This is a genomic window from uncultured Chloroflexus sp. (genome assembly GCF_937951745.1).
Lineage (GTDB): Bacteria > Chloroflexota > Chloroflexia > Chloroflexales > Chloroflexaceae > Chloroflexus.
This window is the reverse complement of sequence record NZ_CALFBQ010000051.1, coordinates 1-21,207: the sequence shown is the minus strand read 5'-3', so window position 1 is coordinate 21,207 and position 21,207 is coordinate 1. Positions and strand designations below refer to the sequence as shown.

The 21,207-nt window shown below is 59.6% G+C and carries 17 protein-coding genes and 1 riboswitch; all 17 genes read left to right on the top strand.

The genetic code is table 11. The annotated features are described in order from the left end of the window. The first annotated feature begins 399 nt into the window (after positions 1-399). Positions 400-1,473: a low-specificity L-threonine aldolase gene (gene ltaE / locus Q1A59_RS12825; RefSeq protein ID WP_298406406.1), complete on the top strand. Its 1,074-nt coding sequence runs from the start codon at positions 400-402 to the stop codon at positions 1,471-1,473. A gap of 21 nt (positions 1,474-1,494) precedes the next feature. Beyond that, the gene (locus Q1A59_RS12820; protein WP_298406407.1) at positions 1,495-3,270 is read left to right on the top strand and encodes a sensor domain-containing diguanylate cyclase; all 1,776 of its coding nucleotides are present in this window, start codon (positions 1,495-1,497) and stop codon (positions 3,268-3,270) included. After that, positions 3,257-4,774, top strand: a complete 1,518-nt coding sequence (gene ilvA / locus Q1A59_RS12815; protein WP_298406409.1) for a threonine ammonia-lyase, biosynthetic — start codon at positions 3,257-3,259, stop codon at positions 4,772-4,774. The genes Q1A59_RS12820 and ilvA overlap by 14 nt, the downstream gene beginning before the upstream one ends. Positions 4,775-4,850: 76 nt before the next feature. Continuing rightward, positions 4,851-4,996, top strand: a riboswitch (cobalamin riboswitch). Between the two features lie 117 nt (positions 4,997-5,113). Further along, entirely contained in the window at positions 5,114-5,722 is a 609-nt protein-coding gene (gene cobO / locus Q1A59_RS12810) for a cob(I)yrinic acid a,c-diamide adenosyltransferase (RefSeq protein WP_298406411.1), read from the top strand. A gap of 169 nt (positions 5,723-5,891) precedes the next feature. Beyond that, positions 5,892-10,124 carry a cobaltochelatase subunit CobN gene (cobN, locus tag Q1A59_RS12805; RefSeq protein WP_298406413.1) on the top strand — a complete coding sequence of 1,411 codons (4,233 nt, stop codon included), beginning with the start codon at positions 5,892-5,894 and terminating at the stop codon, positions 10,122-10,124. 84 nt (positions 10,125-10,208) lie between these two features. After that, positions 10,209-11,264 (top strand): nicotinate-nucleotide--dimethylbenzimidazole phosphoribosyltransferase, encoded by a 1,056-nt coding sequence (cobT, locus tag Q1A59_RS12800; RefSeq protein ID WP_298406414.1) that lies wholly within the window; start codon positions 10,209-10,211, stop codon positions 11,262-11,264. Positions 11,265-11,336: 72 nt separating this feature from the next. Next, positions 11,337-12,077, top strand: a complete 741-nt coding sequence (locus Q1A59_RS12795) for an energy-coupling factor ABC transporter permease (protein ID WP_298406415.1) — start codon at positions 11,337-11,339, stop codon at positions 12,075-12,077. Beyond that, on the top strand, positions 12,074-12,373 hold the full coding sequence (locus Q1A59_RS12790) for an energy-coupling factor ABC transporter substrate-binding protein (RefSeq protein WP_298406417.1): 300 nt from the start codon (positions 12,074-12,076) through the stop codon (positions 12,371-12,373). The genes Q1A59_RS12795 and Q1A59_RS12790 overlap by 4 nt, the downstream gene beginning before the upstream one ends. Positions 12,374-12,376: 3 nt before the next feature. Next, complete coding sequence (cbiQ, locus tag Q1A59_RS12785) at positions 12,377-13,150, top strand: cobalt ECF transporter T component CbiQ (RefSeq protein WP_298406420.1); 774 nt, start codon at positions 12,377-12,379, stop codon at positions 13,148-13,150. Then, a complete protein-coding gene (locus Q1A59_RS12780) occupies positions 13,147-13,890 on the top strand; it encodes an energy-coupling factor ABC transporter ATP-binding protein (RefSeq protein ID WP_298490536.1) in 744 nt (247 codons plus the stop codon). Before cbiQ ends, Q1A59_RS12780 begins: the two co-directional genes overlap by 4 nt. 284 nt (positions 13,891-14,174) lie before the next feature. After that, positions 14,175-15,119, top strand: a complete 945-nt coding sequence (gene cbiB / locus Q1A59_RS12775; protein ID WP_298406423.1) for an adenosylcobinamide-phosphate synthase CbiB — start codon at positions 14,175-14,177, stop codon at positions 15,117-15,119. Continuing rightward, on the top strand, positions 15,116-16,513 hold the full coding sequence (locus Q1A59_RS12770; protein WP_298406424.1) for a sirohydrochlorin chelatase: 1,398 nt from the start codon (positions 15,116-15,118) through the stop codon (positions 16,511-16,513). The genes cbiB and Q1A59_RS12770 overlap by 4 nt, the downstream gene beginning before the upstream one ends. Then, entirely contained in the window at positions 16,510-17,034 is a 525-nt protein-coding gene (locus Q1A59_RS12765; protein ID WP_298406425.1) for an NAD(P)H-dependent oxidoreductase, read from the top strand. Before Q1A59_RS12770 ends, Q1A59_RS12765 begins: the two co-directional genes overlap by 4 nt. Further along, complete coding sequence (locus tag Q1A59_RS12760; RefSeq protein ID WP_298406427.1) at positions 17,031-17,690, top strand: precorrin-8X methylmutase; 660 nt, start codon at positions 17,031-17,033, stop codon at positions 17,688-17,690. Before Q1A59_RS12765 ends, Q1A59_RS12760 begins: the two co-directional genes overlap by 4 nt. A 212-nt stretch (positions 17,691-17,902) precedes the next feature. Further along, positions 17,903-19,138 carry a cobalt-precorrin-5B (C(1))-methyltransferase gene (locus Q1A59_RS12755; RefSeq protein WP_298406429.1) on the top strand — a complete coding sequence of 412 codons (1,236 nt, stop codon included), beginning with the start codon at positions 17,903-17,905 and terminating at the stop codon, positions 19,136-19,138. After that, positions 19,135-20,352, top strand: coding sequence for a precorrin-6y C5,15-methyltransferase (decarboxylating) subunit CbiE (cbiE, locus tag Q1A59_RS12750; protein WP_298406431.1), 1,218 nt, complete (start codon positions 19,135-19,137; stop codon positions 20,350-20,352). The genes Q1A59_RS12755 and cbiE overlap by 4 nt, the downstream gene beginning before the upstream one ends. A gap of 309 nt (positions 20,353-20,661) precedes the next feature. After that, the coding region (cobI, locus tag Q1A59_RS12745) for a precorrin-2 C(20)-methyltransferase (RefSeq protein WP_299645086.1) at positions 20,662-21,207 on the top strand (546 nt) is incomplete at its 3' end.

Below are 21,207 nucleotides of genomic sequence, written 5' to 3'. Positions count from 1 at the left end.
GCAATATCAGACGAGAATTGTAGTACGGAATCAAAACTACGAACGTTCAAGCAAATTGTAGCATGAGAGTCAACAACATGGAATATAGACAATCTTTGTGCAAAATCTTTGCGTTTGGTTAAAAATGGCGAATTGAGCGTTATAATGCGGTATTATTCGCTAGGAAATAACATGTCACGGTGCATATCCGGGGCAATTTTTTACATGAGTTGTGAAATCACCACTACCTAGCCGCACACGGCTGTGTCGGCCAAGGCGGTGCGCGGCACGATTCAGCCTATCAATTCCATTGCGTACAGTGCAGTGCGACCGGTGTTGTTTTACGAAATTATCGGCGAGCCGCGTGATATAATGAGGCAATGCTATGTAAATGATGTGCCATGGAGGATACCTTCTTATATGCAAGGCTATGTTTTGCCTGTTGCCGATGCGCCGGATGATCGGATCGATCTGCGCAGCGATACGGTGACGCTGCCTAGCCCAGCGATGCGGTCAGCGATGGCCAATGCAGCACTGGGTGACGATGTGTACGGCGAGGATCCGACAGTCAATGCGCTAGAGCGTTTAGCTGCTGAGCGGGTTGGCAAAGAGGCGGCAGTGCTGGTTACCAGCGGGACGATGGGCAATCTGGCGGCGCTGTTGGCCTATTGCCAACGCGGCCAGCGGGTGATCCTTGGCAACGAGAGCCATATCTACCATTATGAAGCCGGCGGCGCCAGCGCCTTGGGCGGGTTGGTGTACCATCCGCTTCCGACCGCGGATGATGGCACGATCGATTTAGCAGTGTTGGATGAGGCGGCTACTACGATTGACGATAATCACTTTGCCCCGCCCGGCGTCATCTGTTTAGAAAACACCAATAACCGCCGTGGCGGCGTGGTGCTGGCGCCGGAGTATCTGGCGCAGGTGCATACGCTGGCCCGCGCGCATGGCCTGCCGGTGCATCTCGATGGTGCGCGTATCTTTAATGCGGCGGTGGCGTTGGGCGTACCGGTCACCGAGCTGACGGCGCATGTCGATACAGTGATGTTTTGCCTTTCGAAAGGGTTGGCCGCGCCAGTTGGCTCGCTGGTGGCCGGCCCAGCCGATGTGATTGCCCGCGTGCGCCGCGTGCGCAAGATGCTCGGCGGCGGAATGCGGCAGGCGGGTGTGATTGCTGCGGCGGGCATCGTGGCCCTCACCGAGATGGTAGATCGGTTGGCAGAAGATCATGCCAATGCGCGGTTGCTCGCCGCTGGTCTGGCCGAGTTGCCGGGAGTCCAGATTGATCTCAGCAAAGTGCAAACCAACATTGTGCGCTTCACCTTTTTTCATCCACGCCTGAGCGTAGACGCATTTTTGGCGGCGCTGCGTGCATACGGCATCTTGATGGGAAGCATGAGCAATACGAGCATCCGCGCTGTCACTCACTATGGTATCGAACGGGCGCACATTGAGCGCGTGATCAGCGTCGCGACTGATATCTTGGCGTAGTCTCGCTGCCGGTGGGCGGGTATGAAGGTTGATCTGTCTGGTACATCTGAACTATTTATCCTTTTGTCGCCCAACTGCCAGATGCTCGCTGTAAGTGAGGCGATGCTGCCACTCCTTTCGTATGTTGAGCCGTTGCTGCCTGATCTTGTTCAGGCTGCCGATGGCGCGGATGTCTTTCTAAACGGGTTGCAATATGCGCTACAACGCCAGTTTTTGTGGCAAGCGCCGGGAGTACCGTTCGGTCTGCTGATCACGTTCCGGCAACCGGCGCCAGAGCCGCTGGTTGATCACCGGCTCGGTGAAATGGCGCTCACCCTGTCCAGCAAACTTGAGATGAACCATGTGCTGGAACATGTGGTGCGTTTTGCAATGGATCTCCTCGATGCTGATGCTGGCGCGCTGCCGGTGTACGATCCGGATCACGATCGGTTGTTGTCCGGCCATCTCGTGAATCTGCCGGTTGATCTGGTGACGCCCTTTAAAGAGCCGCGGCGCGGGTTGATGTGGCAGATGATCGAGAATGGGAAGTCGATCCTCATTCCAGACTACGCCAATCATCCAATGGCATTGCCGGAATTAGTGCGTATTGGGGTTTCTTCGCTGCTGGCGACACCGATTATCCATGGCAAGACGCCGTTGGGTATCTTGGCGGTGTATCGTTTCCGTAACAAGCCCTTTCACGAGAGCGATCGCGATCTCTTGCAAGCTATCGCCCACCAGACTGCGATTGCCTTGCAAAGCGCCCGCCTATACCAGCGCGCCATTCGCAATGCCGATGAACGCTACACCCTCTATCAAGCCAGTATTGAGATTGGTGCTACGCTGGATCTCGAACAACTCTATCAGGCAATCCATCGCGCTGTCAACCGGTTAATCTCCCATGCTGGTTTTACCATTGCGCTGTTGAATGACCAGCAGATGGTCGAGTATGTCTATCTGGTAACGACGGCTGGCCGCCAACCAAGGTTGCAACTGCCGCTTACGCAAGGTATTGCTGGCTACGTGCTTCGTTTCGGCGTCTCGCTGCGGCTGTCAGGGGCGCACGCGCTGCCTGAACCGGCGATGCAACCCGCGCTTGAGATCGAAGGCGATCTGGATCATCAATCACTCTTGGCGACGCCGCTCGTGGTTGGTGATCGGATTATTGGCGCATTGCTGGCGTGGCACGATCACCTCGATGCCTATACCATGTCTGATTTGAGCGCACTCGAGATGCTAGCGGCGACGGTGGCGGTTGCGCTGTACAATGCTCTGCGCTTTGCCCATATGCAGACGCTGGCGATGACCGATACGCTTACCGAGTTGGTGAACCGGCGCCATTTTCTGCAACATTTACAACACGAAATCGATCGTTCGCGCCGGTATCATACCCCGGTCAGTATTGCGATGATTGATATTGATCATTTTAAGCAGGTGAACGATACCTACGGCCATCTGGCCGGTGATCATATTTTGCGCGAATTGGCGCGCCGGTGCCGGCAACAACTGCGTGATACCGATATCCTAGCGCGTTATGGCGGCGAAGAGTTTGGTTTGATCTTACCGGAAACACCGTATCATGCGGCGTTGTTAGCGGCTGAACGCTTGTGCCAGACGGTGATGGCTACGCCGTTTCTAGTTGATGAGCAACAGATTACGCTAACGCTCAGCATCGGTGTTGCGACCTTTCAAGCCGTTTCTCATCCTGATCCGTCTTCCCTCATTGCTGATGCCGATCGGGCGCTCTATCTGGCCAAGCAGCGAGGGCGCAACCGTGTCTGCGGCGCACAGGAGCTTTCTACATATGCCGAACCCTGATTTTACCTATGTGCAACGGATTCTGACCAGCCGGGTCTACGATGTGGTGCAAGAAACGCCTCTGCAACCGGCGCCGCTGCTCAGCGCGCGGCTGGGGGCGCAGATTTTCTTTAAGCGCGAAGATCTGTTGCCAATCTTTTCGTTTAAGCTGCGCGGTGCTTATAATCGGATGGCGCATCTGAGTCCCGACGAGAAGGCGCGCGGTGTGATTACCGCTTCTGCCGGGAATCATGCCCAAGGCGTGGCCTATTCTGGTCAGCAACTGGGCATTCGCACCCTCATCGTGATGCCAGTGACCACGCCTGAAATAAAGGTTGCGGCGTGCCGCCGCCGCAACGCCGAGGTGGTGCTCTACGGCGATAGTTACAGTGACGCCGAGGCCCATGCCTATCGTTTGCAGAAGGAATTAGGTCTGACGTTCATCCATCCCTATGACGATCCGCTGGTGATCGCCGGGCAGGGAACGATTGGGCTTGAGATTTCGCAGCAGATGCGGTCCGAACGCTACCGGGTCTTTGTGCCGGTGGGGGGCGGCGGCTTGATCGCCGGTATTGCGATCTTTCTCAAGAGTATTAACCCCAATATCGAAATTATTGCCGTTGAGCCGGACGACTCCGATGCGATGTATCAGAGCGTGCGGGCTGGCTATCGGGTGACGCTCGATCAGGTCGGCATCTTTGTCGATGGCGTGGCGGTGCGGCGCGTCGGCGAGCATACCTTTGCGATTGTGCAACGCTACGTTGATGATTTTGTCCGCGTGACGACCGATGAGGTCTGCGCCGCGATTAAGGATGTGTTTGAAGATACGCGCGCGATTATGGAACCGGCGGGGGCGTTGGCAGTCGCCGGTCTGAAGCGGTACATTGCCGAGTACGGCACCGATCTGCCGGCAGTGGCGTTGACCTGTGGCGCAAATATGAATTTCGACCGCCTGCGCCATGTCGCTGAGCGGGCCGAGATTGGCGAACGACGCGAAGCCCTCTTTGCCGTCACTATCCCCGAACGCCCCGGTTCGTTTAAGCAGTTTTGTCGTACCATTGGGCCGCACAACATTACCGAGTTCAACTATCGTTATGCACCTCGTCCCGATGCGAACGTGTTTGTTGGTGTGCAACTGACCGATGCGCGTCAGCGTCACGAGTTGGCCGAGCGGTTGCGGAATGCCGGCTACACAGTGCTCGATCTGACCAATGATGAGCTGGCAATTATTCATCTGCGCCACATGGTTGGTGGGCGCGCGCCAGAAGCGACCGATGAACGGCTCTTTTCGTTCGAGTTTCCTGAACGTCCGGGGGCGTTGCTCCAGTTTCTCGAGTCACTCGATGCGTCGTGGAATATTAGTCTGTTCCACTACCGCAATCACGGCAGCGCCCATGGCCGGGTGCTGGCGGGGATTCAGGTGCCTGATGCTGACCTCGACCGGTTTTACGCTTCGCTGAGTCGGTTAGGCTATCCGTACCAAGAGCAGAGCGATAATCCGGCGTACCATCTGTTTTTGAAGTGAGACTAGCTTGCGCAGCATTGCGATTGATAGTGCATCAGCGATTCTGTGTTATAATTGACGCATTATTGCACATACGCAATTCCATACCCATCGCGGTGTCCCGCTAGCCCGGATGCTAGGGCGTAAAGGTGGAAGCTGGTGCAAGTCCAGCGCTGTGCCGCAACTGTAACCGGCCGTTATCGGTCGGAAGCCAGGACGCCTGCCGCGATGTAATGGTTCGTTCAGCCCTTCTCGTGCCAAGGAGGATGAACGGGAGGCGCATACCTGCGCGTCATCGTTTCATAACCCCGGCCAGTGCAAGTGGCTGGGGTTCTTGTTTTAGTTGTAAAGGCGCAACGTATGGAAGATACACCCACAACACCAACTGAGCCGGGTTCATCGCCTGAAGCTGAAGCGCGCCGCAAGGCAGTGCGGGCTAGTCATCAGCCTAAAGGGTTGGTGATCGTCAATACGGGCAATGGAAAAGGCAAAACTACTGCTGCCCTCGGTATTCTGCTGCGTGCGTGGGGGCGCAATATGCGTGTCGGTGGTGTGCAGTTTATCAAACACGAACAGGCTAAGTTTGGTGAGTTGCGCGCGCTTGAGCGCATGGGGATTACCCTGACGCCGCTCGGTGATGGCTTTACGTGGACGAGCCGCAATCTCGATGAGACGCAGGCGCGGGCGTTGCACGGTTGGGAGTTGGCCAAGCAGCAGATTGCCAGCGGCGACTTCGATGTCTTTTTGCTCGATGAGTTTACCTATGTGATGCACTACGGCTGGGTGCCGGCCACTGAGGTGGTGGAGTGGCTGAAGGTGCATAAGCCGCCGATGCTTCATCTGATCATTACTGGCCGCTATGCGCCGCCGGAGTTGATTGAGTATGCCGATCTGGTCACCGAAATGCAGGAAATAAAGCATCCGTTCCGTGATCAGGGTATTCGCGCTCAGCCGGGGATTGAGTATTGAGGGTTTGCGAGCATTGACTGCTGAGGTAGTTTTTTACCGCAGGGGGAAGCGGAGAGCGCAGAGGTTGATGAAGTTGAATAGCAAGTTCGGTTGTGCGTGTGACCAATGAAGCGCCCCTCCGCGTCCTTTGCGTTCTTGGCGGTAAATTTGGCACTAGCAGCGAGGAACCATGGTCGAATCGCTCAAACGCAATATGGTGCAGCGCCTCGATGGGCGGATGGTCAATGCCGGTGCCCGGCGCGGGATGCTGATCATCTGTGCGACCGGCTGCTGCTGTGGCCACACCGAGCGCGGCTTTGCGCCGGTACCTACTGATCTGTACCATCGCGAATGGGAGCGGCGGCGGCTGCGCAATCGGGTGCATCTGAGCCAAGGCGGTTGTCTTGGGCCATGCCCACTGGCGAATGTGGCCCTTTTGCTGATGGATGGGCGGCCCTACTGGTTTCATTCGCTGAACGATCCGGCGCTTATCCCGATTCTGTACGATTTTATTGAGGAGCTACTGGCAGCCGATCATCCGCTGCCGCCACCGTCGGCATTGGCGCCGCACCTGTTCAACGGCTTTAGCTGGGATGGCGTGAGTGCGCCGACCACGATCGCCGAACGACTACCGGCAGTGGTTGGTGATGGCATTCTCGTGCTGAGCCAAGCCGATACTGACTTGCTCGCGCTCGAGCAGGCGCTCGACCTGTTGCCCGACGGCTTTGCGCCGGTGCGGATGGCGCACGTGGGCCGGTTGGCCGAACCGGCGGCGATTGACCGCTTGCTCGAACAGTATCTGCCTGCGGCTGCGATCGTGGTAGCGCGCCTGCACAGTCCGGCAGCATTCGCCTATGGTCTCGAACGGCTGCAACAATGGGCGGCGGCGACGGGCGGCTTCCTACTCTGTGTGCCGGCAGTCGAGCAGGTTGACCCTGATCTGATGGCACGTTCGACAGTTGGCGTGCCGTTGGCGATGCTGGCGAGCGCCTATTTTCAGGCTGGCGGCGCGGCCAATCTTGCCAACGGCTTGCAGTGTCTGAGCGATTACCTGTTGGCGAGCGGGTGGGGCTACGATCCGCCGGTCGAATTGCCGCTCCACGGTATCTACACCCCACCCAAACTACGTCGGCGCGGCAAGGTGGCCCAACCGGCGCTGGCGGCTGATGACGCGCCGGTAGCCGGCCTACTCTTCTACCGCGCCCATTTGCTCAGCGGCAATACCGCCTTTGTCGATGCGCTGATCGCTGGCTTGCAAGCGCACGGCTTGCGCGTGCGCGCAGTCTACACCCATTCGCTCAAAGAGGTGAATACGGCGGGCCTGCCGGTGGCGCTCGATCTGTTGCGCCAAGCCGGGCCGGTTGATGTGATCGTCTCGACGCTCAGCTTTGCGCTTGGCGATAGTGATCCGCATCCATTTGCGCAACTCGATGTGCCGGTCGTGCAGGCGTTGATCAGCAGTACCAGTCGCGAGGTATGGCAGCGCGACGGGCGCGGGTTGGGGCCGCTCGATACGGCGATGAATGTGGCCTTGCCTGAACTTGATGGCCGAATCATTGGCATACCGGTGGCGTTTAAAGCCCAAGCGGGCGAGTCGGCGGCGCGCTCATTGCCCGATCAAGAGCGGATCGAACGGCTGGCCGGCATGGTCTGGCGGTTGACGCAATTGCGGTGCATCCCGAATGCGCAGAAGCGGATCGCGGTCATCTTGACTAACAGTAACGCCAAAGCGCAGCGGATCGGCAATGCGGTCGGCCTTGATGCACCGGCCTCGCTGATGCGCCTGTTTGCCGCCTTGCGCGAGTCTGGCTATATGGTCGGCGATTTGCCGGAAAACGGCGACCGGCTGATCGCCGATCTGATTGCACGCTGCTCGTATGACGAGACGTGGTTGACTACCGAGCAGTTGGCCCAATCGTACCGGATTCCGGTGGCTACCTACCAACGCTGGTTTGCCGAGCTGCCGGCGGAGGTGCAAGCGGCTATGACCCGCCAATGGGGGCCGCCGCCGGGAAGCGCGTATGTGCATAACGGCGCGCTGGCGCTGGCCGGGTTAGAATTCGGCAACGTGTTTGTAGCGCTGCAACCGCCGCGCGGTTACGATATGGATCCCGATGCCATCTACCACCGGCCCGACCTGCCGCCGCCGCACAACTACTACGCGCTCTATCGCTGGCTACGCGACGAATGGCGCGCCGATGCGATCATCCATCTCGGTAAGCACGGCACGCTCGAATGGCTGCCCGGCAAAGGGGTTGGGTTGAGCGCTACCTGCTTTCCCGATCCATTTCTTGCCGATCTGCCCTTGATCTACCCCTTCATCATCAACGATCCCGGTGAAGGTACCCAAGCCAAGCGGCGCGCCCATGCGGTAATCATCGATCACCTCACTCCGCCGATGACCAACGCAGGCGCATATGGCGATTTGGCCGAATTGGCCCAATTGGTCGATGAATACTACCGTATGGAACGGCTCGATCCGAGCAAGCTGCCGCTCTTGCAGCGCCAGATTTGGGAGGTGCTGCAACGCAGCCAGTTGGCTGACGATCTGCGCTATGTGTTACAGGCCGATCACGGCGATCACAAGCACGAGTGGGATGGGAGTGTGCTTGAAGACGGTACGCCCACCGTGTTGGCCGAGTTAGAAGGGCGTGAGGTTGCTCACCTACTCGAAGACATCGAAGGCTATTTGTGCGAACTGACCGGCGCGCAGATCCGCGATGGTCTGCACATTCTCGGCACGGTACCCGTTGGCGCGCAGTTGGTCGATCTGGTGTACCACCTGCTGCGTTTGCCCAACCTGCACGCGCCGAGCTTGCCGGCAACGGTCGCGGCGGCGTTGGGAGAAGACTGGCGCACCTTGCAGGAACAGCCGGGCCGACGGCGGTTCGGTGACGAGCAGTGGGCAACCAATGCCGATTGCATCGCGGCTCTTGAGAATCTTTGCCGGCAAATATTGAGCCGGCTCAATGATGCTGGTTGGGAGACAGCGGCAGTTGCTGGTGTGCTGACAGATGCTTTGCCGGCACATAGAGATCACGAGCCGGTTGCTGCGGCGCTGCGCTACGCCTGCGAATGGATCGTACCGCGCTTACGCCAGAGCGCAACTGACGAAATCGTACATCTGCTGGCCGCGCTTGGTGGTCGGTTCGTACCGCCGGGGCCGAGCGGCGCGCCGACGCGGGGCATGGCCCACGTTCTGCCGACCGGACGCAACTTCTACAGCCTTGATCCGCGCAGCGTGCCAAGCCTCGCCGCGTGGGAGACCGGCCAAGGGCTGGCGCGCGACCTGATCCAGCGCTACCAGCGCGAATACGGCGCCATCCCTGAAAGTGTCGGCATCAGCATCTGGGGCACCAGCCTCATCCGCACTGCCGGTGACGACGTGGCGCAGGTATTAGCCCTGCTTGGCGTGCGCCCGCGCTGGCAACGTGAGAATCGGCGCGTGATCGGCTTCGATATTATCCCGCTCGCTGAACTTGGTCGCCCGCGGATCGATGTCGTCTGCCGGATTAGCGGTTTCTTCCGCGACGCCTTTCCCCATCTTATCGAGTTGATCGATCAAGCGGTACAGGCAGTGATTGCGCTTGACGAACCGCTGACGATGAACTTCCCGCGCAAACACGTCTTGATGACCGAACAGGCGTTGGTCGAGAGCGGCACAGATGCTGAGTCTGCCCAGCGAGAGGCGCGCTACCGCATCTTCGGCAGTCCGCCGGGAAGCTACGGCGCCGGTATGCTCCAGTTGATTGACGGCCAAAACTGGAGCGATGAAACCGATCTGGCGCGGGTGTACTTGAAGTGGGGCGGGTATGCCTACACCGCAACCGAGCAAGGCGTACCGGCAGAGACCGCCTTTGCCGCTGCGCTCAGTACGGTGCAGGTCGCCACCAAAAATCAAGACACCCGTGAACACGACATCTTCGACAGCGACGACTATTTCCAATTCCACGGCGGCATGATCGCAGCCATTCGCGCACTGAGCGGCCGTAACCCGGCTCGTTACTTCGGCGACAGCAGCGATCCGGCGCGGCCCCGCACTCGCGATCTGCGCGAAGAGGCGCGGCGCGTTTTTCGAGCGCGAGTAATTAATCCGAAATGGATTGCCAGTATGCGCCGGCACGGCTATAAAGGCGGCCTTGAACTGGCCGCAACTGTTGATTATCTCTTCGGCTACGATGCGACCGCGCAGGTGTTGGCCGATTGGATGTACGAACAAGTAACCGAACATTACGTGCGTGATCCTGAGGTGCAACAATGGCTGCAAGCGGTTAATCCGTGGGCGTTGCAAGCAATTGCCGAACGGTTGAACGAAGCAATCGGACGCGGTATGTGGCGTGAACCATCCGCCGAGGCGCAAGCCGCTATCGCAGCAGTGTTGGTTTACGGTGAAGAACAGCGCGAAGGATTACGTTCCCTTTAGTGGATAGCTCTTATTGATGAGGTATTCGGCGAACAATCCGTAAAGCTATCGGGCATCCGACTTTCATAGTATCAGGAGACACCTATGACCCTTTTGACCGACACCATCAACCACATCGGCCCGCTCGATGATCAAGCAGCAGCGGCAGCACGTCGTCGGCAAGACACCCTCACCAAACCGGCTGGTTCATTGGGGCGGCTAGAAGAACTCTCGATCCGGATTGCCGGCATAACCGGGCGCGAGCGACCACGGCTCACCAAGCCGGCGGTTATCGTCATGGCCGCCGATCATGGCGTGGCCCGTCAAGGGGTCAGCGCCTTCCCTACTGAAGTGACACCGCAGATGGTGCTTAACTTTTTGCGGGGTGGTGCGGCGATTAACGTGCTTGCCCGTCACGTAGGGGCGCAGGTGATCGTCGTCGATATTGGCGTTGCCGCCGATCTGCCGTCGCATCCTGAACTCGTCAGTCGCAAGCTGGCCTATGGCACTGCCGACTTCAGTCAAGAGCCGGCAATGAGTCTTGAGCTAGCCCGGCAAGCGATTGAAGTCGGGATTACCTGCGCCAACGAGGCGATTGACAATGGAGTTGACCTGCTTGCAACCGGTGAGATGGGTATTGCCAACACAACGGCGGCAAGTGCGGTAGTAGCGGCGATCACCGAGCGGCCCGCCGCAGAAGTGACTGGCCGCGGCACCGGCATTGATGATACTGCTTTGGCGCGCAAGATTGCCGTGATCGAGCAGGCGCTGGCGTTGCACCGGCCCAATCCACGCGACGGACTTGACGTGCTAGCAAAAGTAGGCGGGTTGGAGATCGGCGGCTTGGCGGGTGTGATCCTCGGCGCAGCGGCACGGCGGGTGCCGGTGGTGATCGATGGGTTCATTGCCGGCTCGGCAGCACTCATCGCGGCGACGATAGCTCCCGCGGCTACGTCGTATATGATCGCCGGTCACCGCTCGGTGGAGCGAGGCCACGCGGCTGTCTTTTCGCATCTTGATTTACAACCGTTACTTGATCTCAATATGCGCCTCGGTGAAGGCACCGGTGCAGTGTTAGCCATGTCGATCTGTCAGGCGGCGTGCAAGGTGCTCGACGAGATGGCGACATTTGCCGAGGCAGGTGTGTCAGAAAAACAGTAGCGGCGCAGGGCGGTGCGCCCCGTGGCAACCGGCGCATGGTCATTCTACTGCTATGATGGGGAGAAACCACGCATGAAGCACCGTTGGGTCATGATCGTCATTGGAGCAGCGCTGCTCATCGTAGGTGAAGCGCGGCCAGCGTATGCGATGCATATTATGGAAGGCTTCTTGCCGCCGCTGTGGGCATTAATTTGGTTTGCGGTCACCATCCCGTTTTGGGTGATCGGGTTTCGCCAGCTTCAGCGCATGGTGCGCGAAAAACCCGAGGTACGGTTGCTGCTCGGTTTCGCCGCCGCCTTTACCTTTGTGCTGAGCGCGTTGAAACTTCCGAGCGTTACCGGTTCGAGTAGCCACCCGACCGGCACCGGTCTGGGTGCAATCCTGTTTGGGCCGTGGGTGATGAGTGTGCTCGGTTCGATAGTCTTGCTCTTTCAAGCCCTGCTGATTGCCCACGGCGGCTTGACTACGCTTGGCGCGAATGCGTTTAGTATGGCGGTGGTCGGGCCATGGGTAGCGTGGCTGATTTGGCGCGGGTTGGTTGGGCGGGCGCCGTTCTGGTTGGTGGTCTTTTTGGCGGCGGCGCTGGCCGATCTCTCAACCTACGTCGTCACTTCGTTGCAACTGGCGCTGGCCTTTCCCGATCCGGCGGGTGGCATCCTCGCTGCCTTCGCCAAGTTTGGCGCGATCTTTGCCGTGACTCAGATTCCACTCGCCATCAGTGAAGGGATTCTGACCGTGTTGATCATGCATGCGTTGCAAACCAACGCTGCCGCCGAGTTGCAGGCGCTTGCAATCAAGGGGGTGCGATCATGACAACCAAACCGTTACGTTGGCCAGTGGTAGTAGCGTTGTGGCTGGTGGTGATCGGGCTGGCGATTGCACCCATCTTGCTCATCCGGGACAGCGAGTTTGGCGGGGCTGATGCCGCCGCTGAAGTTGCCATTGGCGAGATTGCGCCTGACTACGAGCCGTGGTTTGCGCCGTTATTTGAGCCACCGGGTAGCGAGACCGAGAGTCTGTTGTTTGCCGTGCAAGCCGGGTTAGGGGCGGGAATGATCGGCTACTTCTTCGGCTGGCAGCATGGTCGCCGGCAACGACGTGATCGGTGAGGCATGCTACGCATCATTGACCAGTATGCCTTTGCCAATCGGTTGCGCGCGGTCGATCCGCTGCACAAGGCTGCGTTGGCCGGTATGACGATCCTGCTCTGTCTGATCCTCGATCGACCGTTGGTGGGGTGGTTGGCGTTGGCATGGATGGTGACGGTGATGGTGTGGTATGCGCGGGTACCGCTGCGCGTGGTCGGCGCCGTGATTGGGGCTGAAAGCGTCTTTCTTGCGCTGTCGGTGATCGGAATCGCAGTCAGTGTGGGGAGCGAACCACCGCCTGCGGCGCTGCTGGCGATCCCGTTCGGGCCGCTCTGGCTGAGTGCGACCGGGGCATCGGTGCAAACGGCATTGCACGTGCTCGGCCGCGCGCTCGGTTCGGCAGCGGCGCTCAATGGTCTGATTCTGACCACGCCGCTGATTGATCTGATCGAGCTGTTGCGCCGGTTGCGCGCGCCGGTGTTGTTGATCGAATTGATGGCGCTCAGCTACCGCGCGCTCTTTGTCTTGCTCGATACGCTTGATCAGATGGTCACGGCGCAGACGGCACGGTTAGGTTACGCTTCGTGGCGCGCAACGATGCGAAGCTCGGCGCTGCTGGGCAGCCGGTTGTTTATCGTTGCCTACCAGCGGAGCCAAGCGCTGGAGATGGCGTTGACGGCGCGCGGCTTTGCCGGCGACCTGCGGGTGTTGCCGCTCAGCTATACCGTTGACCGGCAGCTCTGGCTGATCGGCGTGATGATCGGGGGCAGTCTCGTGGTGGCGGGGTGGTGGACATGACCGCAGTGCTCACACTGGAAGCAGTTTCATACCACTTTCCGGGCCATCCAACCCCAGCTTTGCAGTCAGTGTCGTTGTCGATCTCTGCCGGTCGGCGTATCGTTGTACTGGGTCGTAACGGTGCCGGGAAGAGCACGCTGCTCCTCGTGGCGAGCGGTATCGTTCGCCCACAGCAGGGCCGGGTCTGGCTACATGGCGCGCCGGTTGATTATTCGCGGTCTGGTCTCCGTCGGTTGCGCCAGCATGTCGGGTTGGTGATGCAGTCGCCAGACGATCAACTGTTTAGCGCGAGCGTTTGGCAAGACATGAGCTTTGGCCCGCTCAATCTTGGTCTGAGCGCCGAGGAAGCGCGGCAGGCGGTGCAGGAAGCGGCAGTGCTGTGTGACGTAACCGATCTTCTCGACCGTCCCACCCATGCCTTGAGCGGCGGGCAAAAGGCACGGGTGGCGCTGGCCGGCGTCTTGGCGATGCGTCCACAGTGCCTGCTGGTTGATGAGGTGACGGCGGGTCTCGATCTGTGGGCGCGGCAACAGGTGGTGCGCGTGTTTGACCGACTAGTAGTGGCAGGGGGAACGGTCGTGCTGGCCACCCATGATCTGGTATTGGCTCGCCGCTGGGCCGATCTGGTAGTGGTGTTGCACGAGGGCCGGATCGTCGCGGTTGCGCCACCGGCGGAGGTGTGGGCCGATCCGGCGTTGCGCGCACTGATTGCGCCACCGGAAGCGTGGGAAGAGCCGTAACGCCAGACGGCTCTCCGGCTCTGCTAAGGGCGCAGAGGGCGATTAACGCGAAGACGCAGAGGAGCGTGAAGGGCGTAGGAGTTTGTTATGGTAGGGCATCAGGGTGTGGCGGGTCGCCGGTCAGGGATCGGTGCAATTGGCGGGGTGGCCCCCACCTCTGCCCCTCTCCCGCTGGGGGAGGGACGGGTTGTTAACGCAAAGACGCAGAGAATCTCTTGAAATTGGTCGCAACTATATGATGGAGTGCGGCAGTTTGACTGACGCATTCTATAGATACATCATCTATGCCACCTATACCCAACCTCATCCAACAACGCGCCGCAGCGGCGTTAGCTGCCTTGGCCATAGATGCCGCCCTCGGCGATCCGCCCAACCATCTGCATCCGGTCGGGGTAATGGGGCGCTGGTTGCGCTGGGGTGAACAGTTCGCGCCGTCCTCGCCGGGGGCGCGATTGGTATGGGGCGCGGTTTGGCTAGCCGGTGGTTGGGTGGCGTTCGGTGGCGTTGGTGCACTTGCGCCGCGTCATTGGCTGGCGCAAGGGGTACTAATGTCGTTATTGTTGGCCTATCGCGGGCTTGATCGAGCAGTGGCAGAGGTGGAGGCGGCTTTAGCCGCTGGCGATCTAGCCGAAGCGCGCCGGTTGCTCGGTTGGCATTTAGTGAGCCGGCCAACCGATGATCTGAGCGCGCCTGAAGTGGCCGGTGCGGCGATCGAGTCGCTGGCCGAGAATCTGAGTGATAGTGTGGTGGCGCCACTGCTAGCATTCTTGAGCGGTGGTTTGCCGGCGATGGTCATCTATCGTTTCACCAACACTGCCGACGCGATGTGGGGCTATCGCACCGAGCGTTTTGAACATCTGGGGAAAGTTGTGGCCCGTTGCGATGATGTGTTCAATCTGGCGCCGGCTCGGTTGACGGCCCTGCTGATTGCGCTGGCCGCGCAGCTTGCCAACCGGCGCGGCAGGGCGGCGCTCGCGGTGGCGTGGCGTGACGCGCGCCGCACCGCTTCGCCGAACGCCGGCTGGCCAATGGCGGCAATGGCTGGCGCGTTAGATACCGTTCTGACCAAGCGCGATCACTATGCGCTCGGCGCTGGCCAGTGCCTGCCCAATGCCGCGATGATCGGCGAAGCACGCCGGTTGGGACAGTTGGTTATGGCGCTGATAACAGCCGGTTTGTTGGGCGCTTTGGTGTTCGCGCGTTTCGCTGAATCGAGGTCTCCACAATGACTGCTACTGCGCTGTTGCTGATTGGTCATGGTACCGATGATACTGCTGGTTTAGAGGAATACCGCCAACTAGCCGCGTTGGTGCAACAACGGCTTGATGTCTTTGTCCAACCCTGCTTTCTCGAATTGGCCGATCCGCCGATTGGTCAAGCGATAGATGCTTGCGCTCGCGCCGGTTATCAGCGCATTGTCGCTTTGCCGCTCTTGCTTGGCGCTGCCGGCCACCAGAAGAATGATATTCCGGTTGCGCTGCGTGAAGCGCGTGCGCGTTGGTCAGAATTGACCATCCAGTATGGTGCGCCGCTCGGCGTCCAATATCCGTTGCTCAAGGCCCTCGGTGACCGGTTAGCCGCGGCTGAAGCGGCTGCCCCACCGGTACCCCGCGCCGAGACAGCACTAGCCGTCATCGGTCGTGGTAGTAGTGATCCCGATAGCAATGCCGACGTAGCCCGGATGGCGCGCTTGCTGTGGGAGGGGCGTGGCTATGCACGTGTCATGTATGGCTTTTACAGCATTACAACGCCGCGTGTGCCTGAAACGATTGATGCCTGCATAGCACTCGGTGCGCGGCGCGTGATAGTTATTCCGTACCTCCTCTTTACCGGACGGATTTTGCAGCGGATTGTGGAGCAGGTTGACGCCGCTCGGCGAAAGTACGCGGATCGCGATCTCTTGCTTACCGAACATCTTGGTCTGCACGAGGGGGTGATCGCGGCTATCGAGCAGCGATTTCACGAAGCGGTGCAAGGCCAAGTCGCGGTCAACTGCGACGTGTGCAAGTACCGTCGCCTCTTCCCCGGCTTTAGCGCCGATTTTGGCCGTCCGCAAACCAGCGATCACGAGCACGGCTTACGCGGCGAGACACCGGCGCGTGGACTTGAGGCGATCTTGCCGCCACGCTACCGCAGTGGCCGTCCGGTGAGCGCAGCGCCAATGACCGCTGCGCCGCTGGTGTTCGACGAGCATGGGCAAGTAGCGTGGAATCGGGTGTGGGGTGGCGATGATCCCAATAACCCTTTCTGCGAATTGGCGCTGGCCGGTGGCCCGCCTCACCGCGGCACCCTGCTCGAGCCGGTCGATCCGGTTACGGTGCAGGCCGATCCTGCCGGTTACGCTCGCGTGATCGCCGAACTGTCGCGTGCGTTGACAATGGTGACCGATCTGCCGGTTAAAACCGATGTTACTCCCGGTTGGATCGGCCTCGTCTGCGAAAGTGAAGAGATGGCGATCTGGCTGTTGCGGGCAATTATCGTGGAAAATGTCAGTGTGCGGCGTGAAGATCGGGTCTTGCTGCTGCCGGCGGGGCCGCAGTTCCGGCTCGCAGCCGAGATCAAGAATGTCGTGACCGCCGTCGCCAAGACCTACCACTACTGGAAGGAGCATATTCGCCAATGACTGATGTTACGTGCCGCATCTTTATCTTACACGATGTGGGTGATCACGTGGCCCAATTAGCCCAAGCCATCGCCGCCGGTGTAGCGACCGTTCCCGGTGCCGAGGTGAAGGTGCGTCAGCCCAACCATGCCACCAAAGCCGATCTGCTCGAAGCTGATGGGATCATTATCGGCACGCCTAACTGGACGGGCATTAAGGGCACGCTAAAGCGGTGGCTCGACACCACCGGCGATCTGTGGGAAGAGGGAAGCTTAGCCGGCAAAGTAGGCGCGGCCTTTACTAGCAGTGCCGGACGCCATTCTGGCACCGAGTTTACGCTGCTCTCAGTGCTGCACTGGATGCTTGGCAGCGGGATGATCGTGGTTGGGCTGCCGTGGACGCCGCTGATGGAGCAGGCAGGATCGTATTACGGTGCGACATCGGTCGGTGACCTGACCGAAGCCGATCTGCTGCAAGCGCGCGCTTTGGGCCGGCGGGTGGCGCAGATCGCTTTACAGTTGCGCCGAGGAGCGAACCTATGAATGAGCGCGTGCCTGTTGCTGGCGCCGAGATTGCCTCCCGCTCATTCGCGATTATTCGTGCCGAGCTGACCAAGGGCGGGATCACACTGCCGCAACCGCTGGCGCCGGTCATCGAGCGGATCATTCACACCACCGCCGACTTTGAGTTCGCCACGATTACCAGAGCCAGTTCCGGTGCGATCGAAGTCGGCGTTGCTGCGCTGCAACGCGGCTGTGCGGTCATTACTGATGTGCAGATGGTACGGGTTGGCATTGACCAGCGGCGGCTGCACCGCTGCGGCGGCACGGTGTATTGCTTCAACGACCTGCCGGACGTCACCCACCTCGCGGTTGCGACCGGGCTTACTCGCAGTGCTGCGGCACTGCGGTGGGCGCACGATCAGGGCTACCTTACCGGTGCGATTGTCGCAGTTGGCAATGCGCCGACCGCTTTATTCGAGCTGCTTGATTTGCTCGATAATGGCGCGCAGCCGGCGTTGATCATCGGCGTGCCGGTTGGCTTCGTCAACACCGTCGAGAGTAAGGCGGCGCTGATGGCGCGTTCTGAGGTACCGTGGATCGTGACAGTTGGTCGCAAAGGCGGTTCGCCGGTGGCGGCGGCGATTGTTAATGCGCTGCTGCGGTTGGCGGCTGGCGAGGATAACTCTGAAGTGTAGCTTGGAGGCGCACAGGGGCAAAGGCACAGAGTATGCAAAGGGAGCGAAGGGTTCTACCACAAAGGCGCAGAGTACGCAAAGGGTTTGTTTGGTTCAAGGGTACAAGCGGCGTTATCGCCACCCGTAAAAAACTTCGCGTCTTCGCACTTTTGCGTTTGAACCCCTTGCGTCTTTGCTCGCTTTGCGTCTAGGGTGTTGAAATAGAGTAACCTATGGCTGATATGGTTCCTCCTCGCAACAAACGCGGTTCGCGTACCGGCTATACCACCGGCAGCAACGCTGCGGCTGCGGCCAAGGCAGCGACGATCGCTCTCTTCAGCGGGCAGTGGCCGGCGCAGGTGACGATCACCTTGCCGATTGGCGAAACCGCCACAATGACACCGACCATTACTCGTCTCGATGCCGAAGGCGCCTACTGTTGTATGCGTAAAGATGCCGGTGATGACCCCGATGTAACACACGGTGCGTTAATCTGTGCATTGGTGCGGATAATTGATACGCCGGGCATCCATCTTGAAGGTGGCGAGGGGGTGGGGCGGGTGACGCTGCCCGGTTTGGGCCTGCCGATCGGCGGGCCGGCGATCAATCCGGTGCCGCGCCAGCAAATTACCGCCAACGTGATCGATGCGGTACGCGAATACGCTCCCGGCGGCGAGACGTTTCTCGAACAGGCCGGGATCGAGGTGATCATCAGCGTTCCCGGCGGTGAGCAGATCGCGCAAAAGACGCTCAACCCGCGCCTTGGCATTCTTGGCGGGATCAGCATTCTCGGCACTACCGGTAAGGTCTTTCCCTACAGCACCGCCGCGTGGCGGGCCAGCGTGATCCAAGCGGTCGAAATGGCAGCCCGCAATGGCGTGCAGAAGATGATCCTTTGCACCGGCGCCCGTTCTGAGAAGTTTGCGATGCGCATCTTTCCCGATCTGCCGGAGATCGCCTTTGTTGAATTGAGCGTTTTTACCGGCGATGCGTTGAAGACGTGTGTTGAGCACGGGGTGCCGTCAGCCGTGTTTGTGGGCATGATCGGCAAGATGATCAAGACGGCGCAGGGCTATATGCAGACTCACGTCGCTGGTAATCAGGTCGATTTCGCCTTTCTGGCGCAGGTCTGCCGTGAGGTAGGTGCGCCGGATGCGTTGGTGCAGGCGGTGGAGCAGGCTCATACTGGCCGCTATTTTCTCGAGTTGTGCCAGCAGTATGGCCTGCAAGCGCCATTGCAGCGGATCGTTGATTTAGCCCTTGAGCAGTGTCTGCGCTTCATTGCCGCCCAAGGCGGGACGATGGATTTCGAGACCATTCTGGTCGATTTTGATGGCACGGTGCTAGCTCGCGCCGCCGCCGTTGCTGCCGATCACCTGCATCCATCGCCTCTGCCGCCGCCGTTGATCGAGCGGCTACCCACTGATCCGTTGCCTGAAGATGATACAGCGGTGGAGGACGAACTATGAGCCGGCGAACACCAATTCTGGTGGTAGGTTTGACCGATGCCGGTGCAGATGGTTTGCCGGCTAATCTTCTGCAACGCATTGCCCGCGCCGATCTGCTGGTAGGTGGGAAGCGCCATCTGGCCGCATTTCCTGAAGTGGTCGCCGAGCGGTTGGTGGTCGAAGCGAGTGTGGAGCCGGCGTTGGCCCGGTTGCAACGGGCGTGGGAAGCCGGCCAGACGGCGGTGGTGCTGGCGTCGGGTGATCCGCTCTGGTACGGCATTGGCACCAGTTTGCGCCGGGTGTTTCCGCCAGCGGCGCTTGAGATTGTGCCGGCGCCAACCTCAGCCCAACTCGCCTTTGCCGCGCTAGCTGAACCGTGGCACGATGCTGTGCTGCTCAGTGCTCATGGCCGGCCATTAGCAGCTATCATTTCAGCAGTGTTGACTGCATCCAAAGTGGCTATTCTCACCGACCGCCAGCAGACGCCAGCCATAATTGCGCAAACGTTAATCGCCGCCGGTATGGAACCCACCAGCCGTTGCGCGGTCTGTGAACAGCTTGGCGGGCCACGCCAGCGCACAGTACGCGCGACTCTTGCCGATCTCGTCACCGCCGCGTTTGATCCGCTCAATGTGCTGGTGGTCTGGAACAACCATCCTGTGCGTCCGATCCCTCCCGGTTTGCCCGACGAGGCCTTTAGCACCGAGGCCGGACAGATTACCAAGCGCGAGGTGCGCTTGCTCAGTCTAGCCGAACTAGCCTTGCAACCCGGCGAAGTGTTGTGGGACATCGGGGCCGGCAGTGGCGCGGTGGCGATCGAAGCGGCCCGTGCTTGTCCTTTGGCACAAGTCTATGCGGTTGAACGGCGAGCTGAATTTATCGAACATATTCACGTGAATCTGCATCGCTTCCCCGCTCCCAATGTCCGGGTAATCCACGGCGAAGCGCCGGCAGCGTGCGCTGATTGGCCCGATCCAGACGCAATCTTCGTCGGTGGCAGCGGTGGTCATTTGCGTGAGCTGATCATGCTAGCGCAGCAACGACTACGTCCCGGTGGTCGATTAGTGCTTAATTTGGTGACTGCCGGCCATCTCGCTGAAACACTCGCCTTGTTACCTCCAGCGCGGATGGTACAAGTTCAGGTTAACCGCGGCACGCCGATCCAATCTGATCTGCGCTTCGCCGCGCTGAATCCGGTGTTTATCGTGGTATGGCTGAAGGCGCAAAGTGAGTAAAAACGCTAATGGTTCAAACGCAAAAACGCTCAGATTTCAAACGCAAAGGCGCAAAGATCGCAAAATTTGTTTGTGGTTTGGCCGCAGTATGGTTGTACCATATCTCGAACTTGTTGTGCATATTCGTGTTTTTGTGAATAATTTGCTAAACACAGAAATGCTAAGTAGCCAAGATTTAGATGACCATGGTTATCACATGACTTTTGTTGCAAAATCAAAAATATCTTTGCGCCCTTCGCGCTCTGCGCACCTTTGCGTTAAAACACTCTGCTCCTTTGCTTGCGTCGCGTCTTACAGCTAGGTATTGGTATGAATGCTGAACTCACTGCGGTCGGGCTTGGCCCCGGCGACCCCGAATTGATCACGCTCAAAGGCCTGCGCGCCTTGCAGACCGCTGATGTCATCTTCGCGCCCCAAAGCCGTGACGGCGATGCGAGTATTGCCCTCCGCATCGCGACGCCGTGGATCGATCCATCCCGCCAAGCGGTGGTGACGTTGCCGCTGCCAATGACACGCGATTCTGGCCAACTGCGTCCTGCATGGCGAGCCGCCGCTGAAGTAATGGCCGCGACTCTCGGCGCTGATCGGCGCGGTGTCTACCTCTTGCTCGGCGATCCGCTGCTCTATGGTACCTTTTTCTACCTGTGGCGCGAGTTGCGCGTGCGCGCGCCTGCGCTGCTGGTCAAAGTTATTCCCGGCGTCACCTCATTTGCTGCCGCTGCCGCCGCCGCTGGCGTGCCGCTCGCTATGGCCGATGAGCGGCTGATTGTGCTGCCGGCCAGCTACGAGACTGATGCTGCCGCCTTGCAACGTCTGCTCGCCGAGTTTGCTACGGTGGTGTTGATGAAGGCCGGT